17 protein-coding genes are annotated in these 16884 nt (G+C 40.2%); 5 read left to right on the top strand and 12 right to left on the bottom strand.

Annotated elements, in window-relative coordinates:
• Positions 1-13: 13 nt before the first annotated feature.
• On the bottom strand, positions 14-1213 hold the full coding sequence (gene tyrS, locus P20480_RS09780) for a tyrosine--tRNA ligase (protein ID WP_006794338.1): 1200 nt from the start codon (positions 1211-1213) through the stop codon (positions 14-16).
• Positions 1214-1536: 323 nt separating this feature from the next.
• Here tyrS and P20480_RS09785 point away from each other — a divergent pair, with 323 nt between their 5' ends.
• Complete coding sequence (locus P20480_RS09785; RefSeq protein WP_008129404.1) at positions 1537-2850, top strand: peptidoglycan DD-metalloendopeptidase family protein; 1314 nt, start codon at positions 1537-1539, stop codon at positions 2848-2850.
• Between the two features lie 149 nt (positions 2851-2999).
• On the opposite strand, the gene P20480_RS19570 is transcribed toward P20480_RS09785, so the two are convergent.
• From P20480_RS19570 to P20480_RS09805, 5 genes are all read right to left on the bottom strand, one after another.
• Complete coding sequence (locus tag P20480_RS19570; protein WP_008129402.1) at positions 3000-3176, bottom strand: hypothetical protein; 177 nt, start codon at positions 3174-3176, stop codon at positions 3000-3002.
• Between the two features lie 12 nt (positions 3177-3188).
• Positions 3189-4160 (bottom strand): aldo/keto reductase, encoded by a 972-nt coding sequence (locus P20480_RS09790; RefSeq protein ID WP_008129400.1) that lies wholly within the window; start codon positions 4158-4160, stop codon positions 3189-3191.
• A 139-nt stretch (positions 4161-4299) separates the two neighbouring features.
• Entirely contained in the window at positions 4300-5430 is a 1131-nt protein-coding gene (locus tag P20480_RS09795; RefSeq protein ID WP_006794342.1) for a sodium ion-translocating decarboxylase subunit beta, read from the bottom strand.
• 13 nt (positions 5431-5443) lie between these two features.
• Positions 5444-7225, bottom strand: coding sequence for a sodium-extruding oxaloacetate decarboxylase subunit alpha (gene oadA, locus P20480_RS09800; RefSeq protein ID WP_008129399.1), 1782 nt, complete (start codon positions 7223-7225; stop codon positions 5444-5446).
• An 11-nt stretch (positions 7226-7236) separates the two neighbouring features.
• Entirely contained in the window at positions 7237-7482 is a 246-nt protein-coding gene (locus P20480_RS09805; protein WP_006794344.1) for an OadG family protein, read from the bottom strand.
• A 512-nt stretch (positions 7483-7994) separates the two neighbouring features.
• Between P20480_RS09805 and P20480_RS19185 the strand changes: the two genes are divergently transcribed.
• The 3 genes from P20480_RS19185 (at position 7995) to P20480_RS09815 (ending at position 9009) form a co-directional block, all read left to right on the top strand.
• Positions 7995-8168 carry a DUF1328 family protein gene (locus tag P20480_RS19185; protein WP_006794345.1) on the top strand — a complete coding sequence of 58 codons (174 nt, stop codon included), beginning with the start codon at positions 7995-7997 and terminating at the stop codon, positions 8166-8168.
• A gap of 51 nt (positions 8169-8219) precedes the next feature.
• Positions 8220-8411: a hypothetical protein gene (locus tag P20480_RS09810; RefSeq protein WP_006794346.1), complete on the top strand. Its 192-nt coding sequence runs from the start codon at positions 8220-8222 to the stop codon at positions 8409-8411.
• 130 nt (positions 8412-8541) lie between these two features.
• Positions 8542-9009 (top strand): YcxB family protein, encoded by a 468-nt coding sequence (locus tag P20480_RS09815; protein WP_006794347.1) that lies wholly within the window; start codon positions 8542-8544, stop codon positions 9007-9009.
• A gap of 51 nt (positions 9010-9060) precedes the next feature.
• Here P20480_RS09815 and csrA read toward each other — a convergent pair whose 3' ends face one another.
• From csrA to P20480_RS09845, 6 genes are all read right to left on the bottom strand, one after another.
• Entirely contained in the window at positions 9061-9252 is a 192-nt protein-coding gene (gene csrA / locus P20480_RS09820) for a carbon storage regulator CsrA (RefSeq protein ID WP_004587515.1), read from the bottom strand.
• Positions 9253-9343: 91 nt separating this feature from the next.
• The gene (locus tag P20480_RS09825) at positions 9344-10561 is read right to left on the bottom strand and encodes an aspartate kinase (protein ID WP_006794348.1); all 1218 of its coding nucleotides are present in this window, start codon (positions 10559-10561) and stop codon (positions 9344-9346) included.
• A gap of 6 nt (positions 10562-10567) precedes the next feature.
• Positions 10568-13168, bottom strand: coding sequence for an alanine--tRNA ligase (gene alaS / locus P20480_RS09830; RefSeq protein ID WP_008129392.1), 2601 nt, complete (start codon positions 13166-13168; stop codon positions 10568-10570).
• Between the two features lie 19 nt (positions 13169-13187).
• On the bottom strand, positions 13188-13640 hold the full coding sequence (locus P20480_RS09835; RefSeq protein WP_006794350.1) for a regulatory protein RecX: 453 nt from the start codon (positions 13638-13640) through the stop codon (positions 13188-13190).
• Entirely contained in the window at positions 13640-14428 is a 789-nt protein-coding gene (locus tag P20480_RS09840) for a BPSS1780 family membrane protein (RefSeq protein ID WP_008129389.1), read from the bottom strand. Before P20480_RS09840 ends, P20480_RS09835 begins: the two co-directional genes overlap by 1 nt.
• A 77-nt stretch (positions 14429-14505) precedes the next feature.
• Complete coding sequence (locus tag P20480_RS09845) at positions 14506-15129, bottom strand: GTP cyclohydrolase II (RefSeq protein WP_006794352.1); 624 nt, start codon at positions 15127-15129, stop codon at positions 14506-14508.
• A 645-nt stretch (positions 15130-15774) separates the two neighbouring features.
• Between P20480_RS09845 and P20480_RS18050 the strand changes: the two genes are divergently transcribed.
• On the top strand, positions 15775-16884 hold a 1110-nt coding region (locus P20480_RS18050), incomplete at its 3' end, for an energy transducer TonB (RefSeq protein WP_033025412.1).

The following is a 16884-nucleotide window of genomic DNA, read 5'->3' as shown; positions in this document are numbered from 1 at the left end:
ATTACCCACACACTTAAGCTACGGTAATGTTTGCAAACTTACGTTTACCTACTTGATAAATAGCGGTTGTGCCTTTTGCTATTTCTAGTTTGGTATCAGTGATTTTTTCTTCACCATTCAGTTTAACTGCACCTTGTTTTATCATGCGCATCGCTTCTGATGTGCTTGCAACTAAATTAGCTTCTTTTAATAAGTTAGCGATTAAAATAGTGTCTTCTGCAATGGTTACTGTCAGCTCAGGAATTTCATCTGGCAGCGCTTTTTTCTGAAAGCGTTGAATAAAATCGTTGTGCGCAGCTTGTGCATCTTCTTCACTATGAAAACGTGCAATTAGCTCTTTAGCAAGTTCAATTTTGATATCGCGCGGGTTAGTCCCCTGCTCTACACGTTCTTTTTGTGCTGCTATTTGCTCAATCGAAAGGCCACTTAGTAAATCGTAGTAGCGCCACATTAATACATCACTAATCGACATAACTTTACCAAACATGTCATTTGGTGCATCAGTAATACCGATATAGTTACCTAAAGATTTAGACATTTTTTGAACGCCGTCAGTACCTTCAAGTAATGGCATCATTAAAACAGTTTGTGGCTTTTGGCCCTCAACTTTTTGAAGCTCACGACCCATTAGTAAATTAAAGCGCTGATCGGTACCACCCAGTTCTACGTCAGATTCTAATGCAACCGAATCCCAACCTTGCACTAACGGGTATAAAAATTCATGTATTGCAATTGGCTGCCCGCCATTGTAACGCTTCTTAAAGTCATCACGTTCAAGCATACGCGCAACTGTTTGGTTTGCAGCTAATTTAATCATGCCTGCAGCACCCAGCTTTTCCATCCACGTTGAATTAAAAGCAACGGTTGTTTTTGCCGGATCTAGAATCTTGAAAACTTGTTCTTTATACGTTTCGGCATTGGCAAGAACATCTTCGCGGGTAAGCGGTTTACGCGTCACATTTTTACCGGTTGGATCACCAATCATTCCTGTAAAATCACCAATTAAGAAAATAACTTCATGACCTAAGTCTTGAAAAGTTTTCATTTTATTAATTAGTACTGTGTGCCCTAAGTGTAAATCTGGCGCTGTTGGATCGAAACCCGCTTTGATTTTTAACTTTTTGCCCGACTTTAGTTTTTCAACTAACTCGTCTTCAATTAATATTTCTTCTGCACCGCGTTTTATCTCTGCAAGAGCGGTTTGTAAATCCACAGTCTATTACTCCAAAATTCTGCCAACAAAGAGGGCTACTAGTTGTTTTGTATAACCTTAGTTTAGCAAGGGCTAAATCAAACTTATATGTGCAACTAACATAACAAATTTCTACCTAATTAAAACAACTTTTTAAGTGATTAATGCAACTAAATAAAATGCGCACAGTCTGAGATAAGTTAAGCGCTAAAAAGGCATATAAAGCCCGATTTTAGCGTAATTCAGCGCGATTTAAAATCTACAAAGCACTGGTATTCGCACAATATTAGGTATATCCTGCAATATTATGTATTTATTATCTTGACAGCAGAAAAAGGCACGTTATGGTTCACGTGGTTAATACCCTCCCCAAAAAACACAAATTGCTTATCTTATGTTTGGTTTCTGCTATTGCCGCTTTAACGTTTCTTCCATCTGAGAAAGCAACAGCGTCTAAAGACAACAATGCAAACGCATTAGAGATTGGCAAACGCTACGAGCTTCAAGTTAAAGTCGATGACAACGAAAAACTTACCGAGTTAAACTCAGAGCAAGCAGCAGAAAAGCTGCCAGAGTACGATTTAGTCGACCACAAAGTAAAAACGGGTGACAACTTAGCAATTATATTTAAACGCGCGGGCTTTTCAGCGCAAACGCTTCATAAACTAATCAACACAAACGCAGAAACCCGCAAGCTAACTAAAATTCACCCAGGCGAAGTACTGAGCTTTGCAACAGGTAAAGACGGCGCACTTGAACAATTGCGTTACGTTATTTCTAAAACAGATACGCTGTATGTAACCTTAGACGACGAAGGTAACTACAATACAGCGATAGATAGTAAAGAAATAGAAACCCTGACCAAAACAGCTGGCGGCGAAATTTCTAGCAACTTTTGGACTTCTGCAATTGCAGCGGGTTTAAGCGAACGCCAAATTATGAACTTTGCTGACATTTTTGGCTGGGATGTGGATTTTGCTAACGACATTCGTAAAAACGATCAATTTGGCTTAATTTACGAGTCTCACTATGTTGAAGGCGAATTTATAGGTACTGGTAAAATTATAGCGGCTGAGTTCATTAACCAAGGACAGCGCTTTACAGCAATTAGACATACTGATGGAAACTTCTACACCCCAGAAGGCCGCAGTATGAAAAAAGCATTTTTACGTGCCCCCGTTAATTTTAAGTATATTAGCTCGAGTTTTAATCCACGTCGCTTACACCCAGTTACTGGGCAAGTAAAAGCACACCGTGGTATTGATTACGCTGCACGAACTGGCACGCCTGTTGTTGCATCGGGTAACGGTAAAGTCGTTAAGGCAGGTTACAGCAAGTACAACGGCAACTACGTATTTATTAGCCATGGCACACAGTATGTCACTAAGTATTTACACCTTAATAAAAAGCTTGTTAGAACAGGTCAAAAGGTTAAACAGGGTGATAGAATTGGTACTGTAGGTGCTACAGGTCGCGTAACTGGCGCGCATCTACATTATGAGTTTTTGGTTAACGGTGTTCACCGTAATCCTAAAACAGTTAAATTACCAAAGTCAGAGCCTTTACCACGCTCTGAGCTTGCTAAGTTTAAACCTATTGCTGATAACTTTATTGCTCAGTTAGAGCGTAACCGCGAGTTACAACTGGCACTTAAGTAATCAGGCTATCACTGTATTAAAAAGCCCTTGCAGGTTTAACCTACAAGGGCTTTTTTGTTGCTTTTTATTTATTAACAATAGTTAGCTCACACAGGGTGCTCTATATTAAAGGCTACTAATCTTAATTTTCCTACAATAGCGATACACGCCTAATTCATTAACACATAAATAAGCTGAATAACTAAAGACCCCATCACTAATGGCCAAATATACTTGCTATATTTTGTCGCCCTTTCCAGCCCCATTTTGCTTTGATATTTTTCAAGTAATGGGATCAGTAATGCCAATGCTACAAATAAACAAACTAAAATAATAATTACATTCATTGAAAACCCTTTTTATGGTACTTCGCAGCCTTTAGCGCTTTCGTATAAGGCATACCAATGCTCTCGGCTTAAATGAACATTTATAGCCTCACACGATGCCTTAATACGCTTAGCGTTAGTAGTGCCAATAATGGGTTGAATCGACGCTGGGTGGCGCAGTAGCCATGCAAGTACAATAGCCTCTGCAGAGGTACCATAAATTGCAGCAAGTTTATTTACTAAAATACTTGTGTTGATATCGGCTTGCGACGCATTTGATAAATCACCGCCGGTATACAAACCTTGGCACAAGCTCCCCCAACTTTGTATTTGAATGTCAAAGCTGCGGCAATATTCAATGTTACCAGGCGTAAAGTTAATGTCTTTCCCGTCGCTATTGCCAGCATACAAGCCTTCATCTATAAATTGATGTTTTTGTAAGCTGGCCTCTATTTGGTTAGCTACAATAGGCATATCAAGAGCATGCTGCAAAAAGTTCATTTGGTGTTGCTGCATGTTTGATACGGCAAAATGTTTTACTTTGCCACTTTCTTTTAAACAGCTAAATACACGTGCAACTTCATCAACTTCCATCAAAGGATCTGGGCGATGTAACATGAGTACATCAAGGTATTGCGTATTTAATCGCTTAAGTGAGTTATCTACAGACTGTTCAATCCAATCGGCTGAAAAGTCATATCGCTTAGGCCCTTGTTCATCAGCAAACTTTATACCGCATTTAGACTGAATGTATATGTGCTCTCTCAGCTCTGGGCGCTCACTGAGTGCTTGACCAAATACCTGCTCTGCTTTGCCAAAAGTGTATATATCTGCGTGATCAAAAAAATTAATACCGCCTTCAATCGCGTTATCAATGCACTCGTGGGTTTGTTTAAGGTGCGTGCTGGTAATCGGGTCTTTATTCCAACCGCCTCCCAACCCCATACATCCAAATACAAGTTTACTAACATTAGGTAAGTAGTGAGCTAATGGAGTGTGAAGCATAATGACTATCCTTAAAATTGCGAAGAGCCACCACTTTAAACAAAAACCTCAAAACAAGAAACCATTAACGAACAGAAGTTTCAGACAAAAAAAAGCGCAGTAAACTGCGCTCAATGGTTGGTTGAAATTAAATCTCAATTTAGCCAACAAGTGCCAACAAAATACCTGCGGCAACAGCACTGCCTAAAACGCCCGCCACATTAGGGCCCATTGCGTGCATAAGTAAAAAGTTATGTGGGTTATTTTCAAGCCCTACTTTATTAACTACACGCGCAGCCATAGGAACGGCTGACACACCAGCGGCACCAATTAACGGGTTGATAGGTGTTTTAGATATTTTATTTAAGCCTTTAGCCATAAACACACCTGATGCTGTACCAATACCAAAAGCAAGCGCACCCAGCACTAAAATACCAATAGTCTCTACTGTCAAAAAGTCATCTGCAGCAAGCTTAGAGCCAACCGCCAATCCTAAAAATATAGTTGTTATATTGATAATTTCGTTTTGCGCACTGTTACTTAAGCGGTCTACAACACCCGACTCACGCATTAAGTTACCCAAACAGAACATACCTACTAGCGGTATTGCCGCTGGTAAAAACATGGCTGTTGCAGTAAGTACCATAAGTGGAAAAATAATTTTTTCCTTTTTAGATACTTTACGTAGCTCAGGCATTTTAATTTGGCGCTCTTCTGGTGTTGTGAGTGCACGCATAATAGGAGGCTGGATAATTGGAACTAGCGCCATGTATGAATAAGCAGCTACCGCAATGGCACCTAATAAATCAGGCGCTAATTTTGAGGCTAAAAATATTGCCGTTGGGCCGTCAGCGCCACCAATAATAGCAATAGCCGATGCATCTTGAAGGGTAAACTCAAAACCCGGAATAAAGTTAAGTAGAATTGCGCCAAATAAGGTCGCAAAAATACCAAACTGAGCCGCAGCTCCCAGCAATAACATACGAGGGTTTGCTATTAACGCACTAAAGTCAGTTAGTGCACCAACTCCCATAAATATTAATAGTGGAAAAATACCGGTATCTATACCCACATAGTAAACTGAGTACAAAAGCCCACCAGGGTCTGATAGTCCAGCAACCGGAATATTAGTTAATATCGCGCCAAAGCCAATTGGTAATAAAAGCAGTGGCTCAAAGTTTTTAGATATAGCTAAAAACAATAACAAACAGCCTACTGCAATCATCACCAAACCAGGAAACGTAAAGTTAGCAAGACCAGTAGCCTGCCAAAGGTTTAAAAGACCTTCCATTTACATTTACTCCTTAAGCCAGCGCAATAATTGCGTCGCCCGTGGTCACTGAGTCACCCTCAGACACAAGCACTTCAGCAATGGTACCAGTATGCATTGCGCGAACTTCAGTCTCCATTTTCATGGCTTCCATAATCACAACAACATCACCTTCGTTTACAACTTGGCCGGCTTTTACTTTTATTTTAAAAATATTACCTGCTAAAGGTGCATTTAACGTTTCACCCGAAGCCACTGAAGCAGACTGAGGTAAGTGCTCAGAATCTTTTAACGTTACCTCTTTAAGCTCACCGCCTTGCGCTACTACAACGTCGTAAACCTTACCGTCTACCTTAACGCTATATTGCTCAGCCTTAACATTGTTACCTTTGGCTGACACCTTAGCTGGTGACTTACTTGAATTATCTTCTACGCTAGGGACTGGTTCGAACGCATCTGGGTTATTGCGGTTTTTGATAAACTTCAAACCAACTTGCGGAAACAGTGCATAAGTAAGTACGTCGTCAATTTTATCATCAGCGAGTGTTAAACCTTGTTCTTGCGCTTCTTTTAATAGCTCTGCTTCAAGCGTTTCAAGTTCAGGCGCAATATTGTCAGCTGGGCGACACGTAATAACGTCGCTACCATCAAGTACTCGCTCTTGTAGCTCTTTATTCATTGGAGCTGGAGTTAAACCGTACTCACCTTTTAACACACCTGCGGTTTCTTTTGTGATTGTTTTGTAACGCTCACCGGTTAATACGTTAAGTACTGCCTGCGTACCTACAATTTGCGACGTTGGCGTAACAAGTGGAATAAAGCCTAAATCTTCGCGTACACGCGGTATTTCAAGTAACACTTCGTTAAGCTTATCGGCTGCACCTTGCTCTTTAAGCTGGTTTTCCATGTTAGTTAACATGCCACCAGGTACTTGAGCCAATAAGATTCGTCCATCAACCCCTTTAAGGCTACCTTCGAATGCAGCGTATTTTTTACGTACATCTCTAAAGTAAGCAGCAATTTCTTCAAGTTGGTTTAAATCGAGTTCGGTATCGCGTGCGGTACCTTCAACAATCGCTACAATTGTTTCTGTTGCTGAGTGACCGTAAGTCATACTCATAGAAGAAATAGCGGTATCAAGCATATCAATACCGGCATCAATAGCTTTTTGATATGTAGCGGTGCTTAAACCTGTTGTAGCATGGCACTGCATAGCGATTGGAATAGACACCGTTTCTTTAAGCGCTTTTATAAGCTCTTCTGCATCGTACGGTTTTAATAAACCCGCCATATCTTTAATACAAATTGAATGACAGCCAAGCTCTTCTAATTGCTTAGCTAAAGTTAACCACATATCAAGTGTATGAACAGGGCTTACCGTGTACGAAATAGTACCTTGAGCATGAGCACCTACTTTTACAGCCGCTTTAATCGCAGTTTCTAAGTTACGCACATCATTCATTGCATCAAAAATACGGAACACGTCAACGCCATTTTTATGTGCGCGCTCTACAAACTTTTCAACTACATCATCAGCATAATGGCGGTAGCCTAATAAGTTTTGACCGCGTAATAGCATTTGCTGTTTAGTGTTTGGCATCGCTTTTTTTAGCGCACGAATACGTTCCCATGGATCTTCACCTAAATAGCGAATGCACGAATCAAATGTTGCCCCGCCCCACGACTCAATTGACCAATAACCTGCATCATCTAGTTTGCTGGCAATCGGTAGCATGTCGTCTAAACGCATACGAGTGGCAAGTAATGACTGATGAGCGTCACGTAGAACCAATTCTGTTAATTTTAATTTAGCCATGTGTGAGCCCCTTATTTGTTATTTGATTTGTACTGAGCAATGGCAGCACTAATAGCAGCGATGTGCTCATTTGGCACACCTTGAGATTTAAATGATGGTGATTTAACTGGAGCCGCAACGTCAGCAGGGCTAAAACGCGCCACCAAGTTAGACATAATTGTAACTGCGCCAATTAATATTGAAAGAAAGACAAACACCCCAACCATTCCTGTTAGCATTAAGCTACCAGCAGTTGCAAGTACAGCACCTATATCCATTCTTCTCCCCTTGAAACCCATATCGAAAAATAAAAAATCGATTTAGTTAAATATTTATTCACTAGATAATAACAAAACAAATACCTTTGTCTAGCCATTGTAAATTGGTAAAACCAATTAAAATAAAAATAACATATAACCAAATTTATTAACCACAGTAAAAACCCTTACTCATCAACACCCCATAATACACAGAAAAAATACTCACTATATCTATAAGCTATAGGTAAAGTTTAAACAAAGCCTATTTTTGCGTACTCTACTAAACCTACTGTGAGTAATAAAATGTAGAGAAAATAAAATTTGTTAATTGGTCTTACCAAGCATGGCTTTTCGGTGGCGATATATTTTTGTGTGTGAATAAGTTACACAACCCAACGTAAAAGTTACCAATCAAGTAAACTCAAAAACACAGAGAAAACACATAAACAACTGATATTAAACAAAAATATATCATGGCACGCAACTAGCATTAACTATTGTGTACAAATTTGATAACCAAGGAGAAAACAATGTTACGCTGGACAATCACATTTTTAGTTATTGCTTTAATCGCTGCAGTGTTAGGTTTTGGTGGCATCGCGGGTGCCGCAGCTGGTATAGCAAAAATTATATTCTTTATTTTTATAGTACTTTTAGTTATTTCGTTAGTTTCAGGTGCGCTGCGTGGTAAATCGCCCAGGTAGGCATATACTCAACTAACACTACAATTTTATTTATTTACAAGGAATTACACTATGAACTCTACAACTTTAAAAGCAGCACTAATTGGTCTTTTCGCAAGTTTTTTCATCATGGGTTGCCAAGATAACAACGCAGAAGAAGCCGGTGAACGTATTGATGAAGTAGTAACAGATGTACAAAACTCTGTTGAAGATACGTGTGAAGAAGTAAAAGAAGGCGTAAACGCTGAAGAAACTAACTGTTAGTAGTTAGTATACTAAAAAAACGGCCACCTGGCCGTTTTTTTGTGCCCGAAATAAATGCACGCATTATAAAGCTGCTCATTTATAAGCGAACTTGCTAAAATATATAAAACGATTTTTAAAGCAAGGCACTATGTCATTTTCAACAACCTACACACTTGATAAACCCTACTTTTATGAATGCTTTGACGAGTCACTTCCTTACAGTAAACGCGCTCAGCCTAAGTATTTTTTACTGGTACTATTAGTTTCGCTTGGTTTATTTAGCATTTACGGTTTAGCTGATCATTATTTAGGAACATTTTTGATCATGGTAGCTGTACTCGAATGCGTTGCTTTTTATTATCGCAGGCCATGGTGGGTAACCAGACAAATGTTTAGCAGAGCATCAGGCTCAGAGGTTACACTAACTTTTGATGATGAAGGCATTAAATCGGCAAACCATTACAAAAGCTACCAGCTCGCTTGGCAAGACATCACTGACGTAATCGAAACACCACAGGGCTTATTGATAAAAAATAAAAACAACATGCAATATATCTCTAAGCAAATACTCACAGATGAAATGCTCGACTTTATAAACAAAAAAGCCACTCAATGAGTGGCTTTTTGGCTTAGCTAAATAAATTATTTAGTTAAGTATACGTGTTGATTAAGCATTGCCCGGATTAGGGTTGGACTTTTCAGCTTGTATACGCATGTAAATCTCTTCACGATGCACTGAAACGTCTTTTGGTGCATTTACACCAATTCGAACTTGATTTCCTTTAACTCCTAAAACGGTCACTGTTACTTCGTCACCGATCATAAGGGTTTCACCTACTCTACGAGTTAGTATTAGCATTCTCTTGCTCCCATGTTCCAATAAAAATTATAAGATTCCGCTTATCCATATTAATGAAAAATAGACTAAAAAGTAAGTAAAAACTCACTATCTATCTACTTTCCGTTAAAAATACTTTATGTAATGCACGAACAGCCAGTTCGAGGTACTTTTCATCTATTAAAACTGAAATTTTAATCTCTGATGTAGACACTAAAACTACATTAATATTTTCATTTGCTAAGGCATCAAAAAATAAACTAGCAACCCCCCAGTGCGATTTCATTCCCATACCAACAGCAGATACTTTTGCAATGGTTGTTAGCCCGATTATATTTTCAGCACCTAAAGACACCTTTTGCTCGGTTAGTAACTCAAGTGCTTGCGGGTAGTCGTTCGAGTGCACAGTAAAAGCATAGTCTATTTTTTCAAAGATATGATTAACTTGATTAATCATATCTATTTCGATGCCGTTATCAGCAAAAAGTTTCAATATTTTTACAAGATTTTGAGTGCCGCTTTGCACACCCTGTACCTTAATTAAGCACTCATCTGCATTAAATGCAATACCCGAAACAACTTTACTTGGCATATCGTCTTCCTCAAACGTAATCAATGTTCCTTCATCGGGGTTAAAGCTCGAAAGCACCCTTAATGGAACATTGTGTTTACCTGCCGCCTCAACAGAACGAATATGCAATACTTTAGCACCTAAGCTTGCTAACTCTAGCATTTCAGCAAAGGTCACTTGGCTCATTCTTCGTGCGTTAGGTTCAACCCGAGGATCTGTAGTATATACGCCGTCAACATCAGTATAGATCTGACATTCATCAGCTTTTATAGCCGCAGCTATTTCTACAGCCGACGTATCAGTACCGCCTCTGCCAAGGGTTGTTATATTGCCTTCAACATCACGCCCCTGAAATCCGGCAATAATAGCAATACGGTTATGCTCAAGTTCATGCTTTAAACGTGTAGCTGCAATGTCTGTAATGCGGGCTTTACCGAACATATTATCGGTTTGAATATTAACTTGATCAGCTAATAGGCTAACGGCTGAATGGCCGCGTTTGATAATAGCCATAGCCAATAACGAAACCGATACTTGCTCGCCGGTACTAATTAGTACGTCGAGCTCGCGGTTACTAGGACGGGAATCTATTTGTTTGGCAAGATTAATTAAGCGGTTGGTTTCTCCCGACATAGCCGAGAGTACCACAACCACTTGATGACCTTGTTGCCTAGTTTTAACAACAAGGTCGGCGACCGCTTCTATTCGCTCTATTGAGCCAACCGACGTGCCGCCATACTTCTGTACAATTAACGCCACTTAGGCTTAAGTACGCTCAGTTAACCAAGCAGTAACGCTATCAAGTGCAGCAGCAAGGTTTTGTGGCTCAGAACCACCTGCTTGTGCCATGTCAGGGCGACCACCACCTTTACCGCCTACTTGAGAAGCCATGTGGTTTACAAGCTCACCGGCTTTTACTTTGCCAGTTAAGTCTTTAGTCACGCCCGCAATTAGACTTACTTTGTCACCGCTGGCAACACCGAGGGCAATAACACCTGAGCCAATCTTGTTTTTAAGGTCGTCAACCATACCACGAAGCGCTTTAGACTCAGTGCCTTCAACATTTGCAACCAATAGCTTAACGCCATTAATTTCTACAATCGAATCAAGTAACGATGCACCTGCAGCGCTCGCTAGCTTATCGTTAAGCTGAGCAATTTGCTTTTCAAGGCCTTTAGACTTCTCAAGAAGCGCAGTTACTTTTTCAAGTACTGATGCGCTATCGCCTTTCACAAGCGCTGCTACATCGCTAAGCTGTTGCTCTTGCTCACTTACATAAGCAACCGCATCTGCGCCAGTTACTGCTTCTATACGGCGAACACCTGCAGCAATACCGCTTTCAGATACTATTTTGAATAAGCCAATATCGCCCGCGCGTTCAACGTGTGTGCCACCACAAAGCTCAATTGAGTAATCACCAATGGTGACTACGCGTACTTCGTCGTCGTACTTTTCGCCAAACAGCGCCATAGCACCTTTCGCTTTAGCATCATCAATAGCCATAAGTTCAGTGTTAAGTGCAAAGTTGCGGCGAATTTCGTCGTTAACCACACGCTCAATGTCACGTAGTTCGTCTTTAGTTACCGCTTCAAAGTGCGAGAAATCAAATCGTAAACGATCCGCTTGAACTAACGAGCCTTTTTGGCTTACATGTTCACCTAATAACTGGCGTAATGCTTCGTGTAAAATATGTGTAGCTGTGTGGTTTTTCTTGATGTTCTCACGACGAGCATCATCAATAGTGGCATCCACTTTATCGTTAACACCAATACGGCCTTGTACTGTACCGTGGTGCGCAAATGCATTACCTAGTTTAGTAGTGTTAGTCACATTAAACTCGCCACCAGCCACTGTAATTGTACCGGTATCACCCGTTTGGCCACCAGATTCTGCGTAAAACGGTGTGCGATCTAGTATTACAATGCCTTCTTGGCCATCTTCTAATAACTGTACGGCCTCACCACCGGCAAACACTTCAACCACTGTCGCGCTGTAATGCGTGCTGTCGTAGCCTTTAAAGTCAGTGTGTTTATCTGATTTTAACTGCTCGTTGTAATCGGCACCAAATTTACCAGCTTGCTGCGCAGTTTTTCGCTGTACAGCCATGCATTCTTCAAAGCCTTTATGATCAATGGTCATTTGGCGCTCACGCGCAACATCGGCGGTTAAATCGGCAGGGAAACCATACGTATCGTAAAGTTTAAATACTAAATCGCCTGGGATCACATCGCCCTTAAGGTCGCTTAAGCTTTCTTCTAAAATAGCTAAGCCACGCTCAAGTGTTTTACCAAATTGCTCTTCTTCAATACGCAGTACTTTTTCGATAATTTCTTGTTGCTTAGCAAGCTCTGGGTACGCTTGACCCATTTGCTCAATAAGTGCAGCAACTAATTTAAAGAAAAACGCGCCTTGTGCGCCAAGCTTATTACCATGGCGTACCGCACGGCGAATAATACGACGAAGTACGTAACCACGGCCTTCGTTAGATGGCATAACACCGTCGGAGATTAAAAACGCACATGAGCGAATATGATCCGCTACTACGCGAAGCGACTTATCGTCCATATCTTGCGCGTTAGTGACACTCGCCGCCGCTGCAATTAAGCCTTGGAATAAATCGATTTCGTAGTTTGAATGCACGCCCTGCAAAATAGCAGAAATACGCTCAAGGCCCATGCCCGTATCAACAGATTGCTTAGGTAATGGCAGCATAGTACCGTCGCTTTGACGGTTGTACTGCATAAATACGAGGTTCCAAATTTCGATAAAACGGTCGCCGTCTTCCTCTGGAGAGCCTGGAGGACCCCCCCAAATATGCTCACCGTGATCGTAAAATATTTCAGAACACGGACCACATGGGCCTGTATCACCCATAGACCAAAAGTTATCTGAGGTAGCAATACGAATAATGCGATCTTCACTTAAGCCAATATCTTTTGACCAGTACTCAAACGCTTCTTCATCATCGTGGTAAATAGTAACAAGCAGTTTTTCTTGAGGTAATTTAACAACCTCAGTTAAAAACTCCCACGCAAACTTAATTGCTTCTTGCTTAAAGTAGTCACCAAAACTGAAGTTACCTAACATTTCAAAAAATGTGTGGTGGCGTGCCGTGTAACCCACGTTTTCTAAATCGTTATGTTTACCACCGGCACGCACACAACGCTGCGAACTTGTTGCACGTGTATATGGGCGAGATTCTGCGCCTAAAAATACATCTTTGAATTGCACCATACCGGCATTGTTAAACAATAACGTGGCATCGTTACCCGGAATAAGCGAGCTTGAAGGAACAACTTGGTGTTGCTTGCTGGCAAAAAAGTCTAAAAACTGTTGCCTAATTTGTGCGGTAGTCATGTGCTGCATGTGAAAATCTCACCTGTATTTACTGTGATTGCATTGCAAAATCGATTTGTTCGTAGCTAAAACCTCGATACATTAAGTAGCGCACGCGCTTAGCCTTGTCTTTGTAATCGAGGTTTGCCGGTGTATTTGAATATTTTTTGTTATACGCATCCTGCGCAAGCTCAAACCAGTCTATTTCAAGCTCTTCAACTACTCTTTCAAGTAGCGAACGGTCAATCCCTTTCCCCATGGCCTCGCTTTGAATTCGCTTAAGCCCATGGCATTTAAAAATGTGTTTTCTTACAAAGCCTTCACAGTAACGTTGCTCGTTTATAAAGTTGTGCTTTTCGCACCAATCAAGCAAGTTTTCGATAAACTCATCTGTGGCTTCTTTTTGCTGTAATTTAAAGGTTAACTCACGACGCGAGTATTCTTGGCGCCCGAGTAACCAAAGTACATAATTTTTTAATTTTTGTTTTAACTTATCATCCATTAAGCGTCAAAGCGTCCGCTTGTTTCACTGCTTAGTGGCTTAACATTTTTGTCGTCACTTGGCGGGACAATCGGCATAAAAATCGCCTGATAAGAAACAAAAAAACTAATGTAGCAAATCGGCATTAAAATCAACAGTGGTAAGAACGATAAGAACATAGAAACCGCCATAAATAGTACGCAAATAACGCCAAAAACACTCAACGGAAACAAATTATGATAAAAAACCATAAGCGATTGCTTAAGCGCCGTTAAAATGCGTTGCTCTTTATTAAAATAAACAAGCGGTACCGCATAGGCAAAGGCCGTTAAATAAATAAGCATGGCCATAAAAAATAAAATAACACTCGCACCCGAAATACTCGCAATAGTTTGCTCAAGTGCAGCTTGAGGTTCAAGCCCTGGCTGGCTCATAATTGCCACGGCATCAGCAAATAAACCGTTTGCTAATAACGCCATTAAAATACCCGCACCCATTTGGTATAACGCCAAACGTACCAAGCCTAAACGGTTTCCTTTAGCTGAAAATGGCTTAAGAATGTCAGCCAACATTATTTTACCGCCTTGCTGTTTGGTCAGCACTGCTTGGTAAAAGCCGGCAGTTAAAAAAGGCGTAGCCAGTGCAGCAACCACTTGCAGTAAAGGTAAAAACAACGACAGTAAGCCCACAATGCCAATAAATAAATGCATAAAAATAAACGTCATTGGCTGGGTTTTAAAAATAAGCCATCCCGCTTTTAACCACTTTAGCCCGGCATCTGCTTTAAATACTCGTAATTGTGTAGACATACTTGCTCTTAATTTATAACGAAACACGCCAAGTATAACTTGGCGTTGGGTGGGATCACAGAGGCAGACCAGTAATATTAAGGTTTTTTAATTTTTTTAATATCTAGCATATGTGCGCCATGCTTTATTTTGGTTTCTAAGTAGGCTTTGTTACCTGCTACACCCGCCTTTATGTGTGCGTGTGTACCAATAACTGTATCAACTTCAATACCCGCATCTTTCAAAGCATTGAGTTTTTTAGGGTTGTTGGTCATTAATTTAACGTGCTTTAAGTTAAGCGCATTAAGCATTAATACCGCATCCGAAAAGTCGCGTAAGTCGTCTGCAAAGCCTAAATGGTTATTGGCCTCGTAGGTATTCATACCTTGCGATTGCAATACGTAAGCATCAATTTTATTGTATAAACCAATACCACGGCCTTCTTGGCGTAAGTAAAGTAAAATACCGCCTTGCTCGTGCATCATTTCAATACATTCGTTTAACTGTTCGCCGCAATCACAGCGTGACGAATGAAAAACATCCCCCGTTAAACACTCCGAATGCATACGAATAAGCGGTACATCTTGCTCGGTATCGGCGTTGTTAAACACCATAGCAATATGTTCTTGGCCATCTTTTAGGTCAGTAAATGACACTATTTCTGCAGGGATATCACTATTTTTGCCAACATTAAGTTGGACTCTTGCTCTTACTTGCGCCACGACAAATCCAAATATTTAAATAACTACGACACGACTATAAAGTGATAATATCACAAAAGAGTAAAATTAGATCGTAGTACAACATTGTTTATCGCAATTATATGGCGACGACAGCGCCTGTTTTCAATGACTAACCTTAATTAACCCGAACTCGGGATAATAAACCTATCTCTAGCAGCTATTTTCAGCGCTAACTGCGTTGAATGTACTTGCAATAGGCCAGCTATTGACGCGTAAATTCGCCTTGTTTTCATTGAAAACACCTGGCTAGAGAAAAAAAACTAAAATATCACTACTAGTCAATATTTTAGCAAGTCTCTTAACCAGCGTTCCTGTTAAGTAAAAAACACATTAAATCAACATATAACATTGGCTTTTCGTACCTATTTAATGACAATAGCTATCATCTGTAGTAAGTTATTTTTAGTTAAATTTATCTGAATTTTAAATAAAACGTTTAATAACACGAGAGTAATGACATTTAAGTCTACTGCTTTTTAACCAACGCTTTTAGTGAATAAAATTTAAATCTACTTGTAAAGTTACATATCTTTTGCAAATAAATTCAATGTAGTTAGCGCTGTTATTACCACTTAGCATAGAGTTATTATTCAAAGTTCAGGTTCACAATTAATAAGGATCATTATGAAGCCACAACACCTTGCCCTGTTTGTTGGATTAAGCTTATCTGCCTTTACAAATAATGCACTTGCTAGCCAAACTGACAACGCTAAAGCGGCTTTTTCAACTGCCTATCAAAGATACCTAAACGCAGTAGAAACAAAACACGATATTGAGCAAGCAGCAAAACGAGCTTACGCTACAGGCCTTACTTTTTACGGCAATAAAAGCGACAACACAGCAAACCTTGCTATTAATTATGCTAAAGCCATTACACCGCCAAGCACAACAAGCAGCAAAAAGAACGTAAGGCAGCAGCGTTACAGCCTTTACTCGCAAGCGTATACAATTTTAGCTGATAACCACGGTAAAAATGCAATACAAACGCTCGACGCACTTTTAGGTAAAGCCGAAAATGCTAAATCAGCGTCTTTGGCAGAAGATCATCTCGAACGTATAATCGATATTGCTAAAACACAAAATAAACCAAAATTTGTTGCCGATATGCAATTTGAAGCCGCGTCGTTGTTAGCAAGTAAGTTTGCACATAAAAAGTTTCGTGCAGCGCAAAAGTTATTGAACGAAGCCGATGAATACTACCGTGAAAATTTAGATGAAAACACGGTTGAGCGAATCAAAACAGACTTTTTAGTCGCCTCGTTTGCGCAAAGTAAGAGAAAATATAAAAAAGCGATTGAGCGTTTAAATCATGTTGTTTCGGTATTTGATAGCAACCTAAGCTTTGATCATAACGCCGAACTTACCGCGCACTCAAAACTTGTAAACCTTTACGAAAAAACAGGTCAAAGCGAACAAGCAACTAAACATTGTTTAGCTATTGCCGAAATGGTGCCATGGAAAGACTCACAAGAACAAACACCGGTATACCGCCAACCACCTAAGTACCCAGTGAATAAAGCACGCCAAAATACAGATGGTATTGTTGTTCTTCAGTTTGATGTAGACACTGCCGGATTTGTAAAAAACTCATCAGTAATAAGCTCAGAAGGTGGTCACGCATTTGAAAAGTCAGCATTAGAAGCACTTAAAAAATGGCGTTATGCCCCCAAGTTTGAAAACGGAAGCCCCGTAGTAGCAAGCACCCAGGTGCAAATAGATTTTAAAATAAACCGC

The sequence above is a fragment of the Pseudoalteromonas sp. BSi20480 genome, from assembly GCF_000241365.1.
GTDB classification, from domain to species: domain Bacteria; phylum Pseudomonadota; class Gammaproteobacteria; order Enterobacterales; family Alteromonadaceae; genus Pseudoalteromonas; species Pseudoalteromonas marina.
This window is presented reverse-complemented; position numbering and strand designations above follow the sequence as displayed.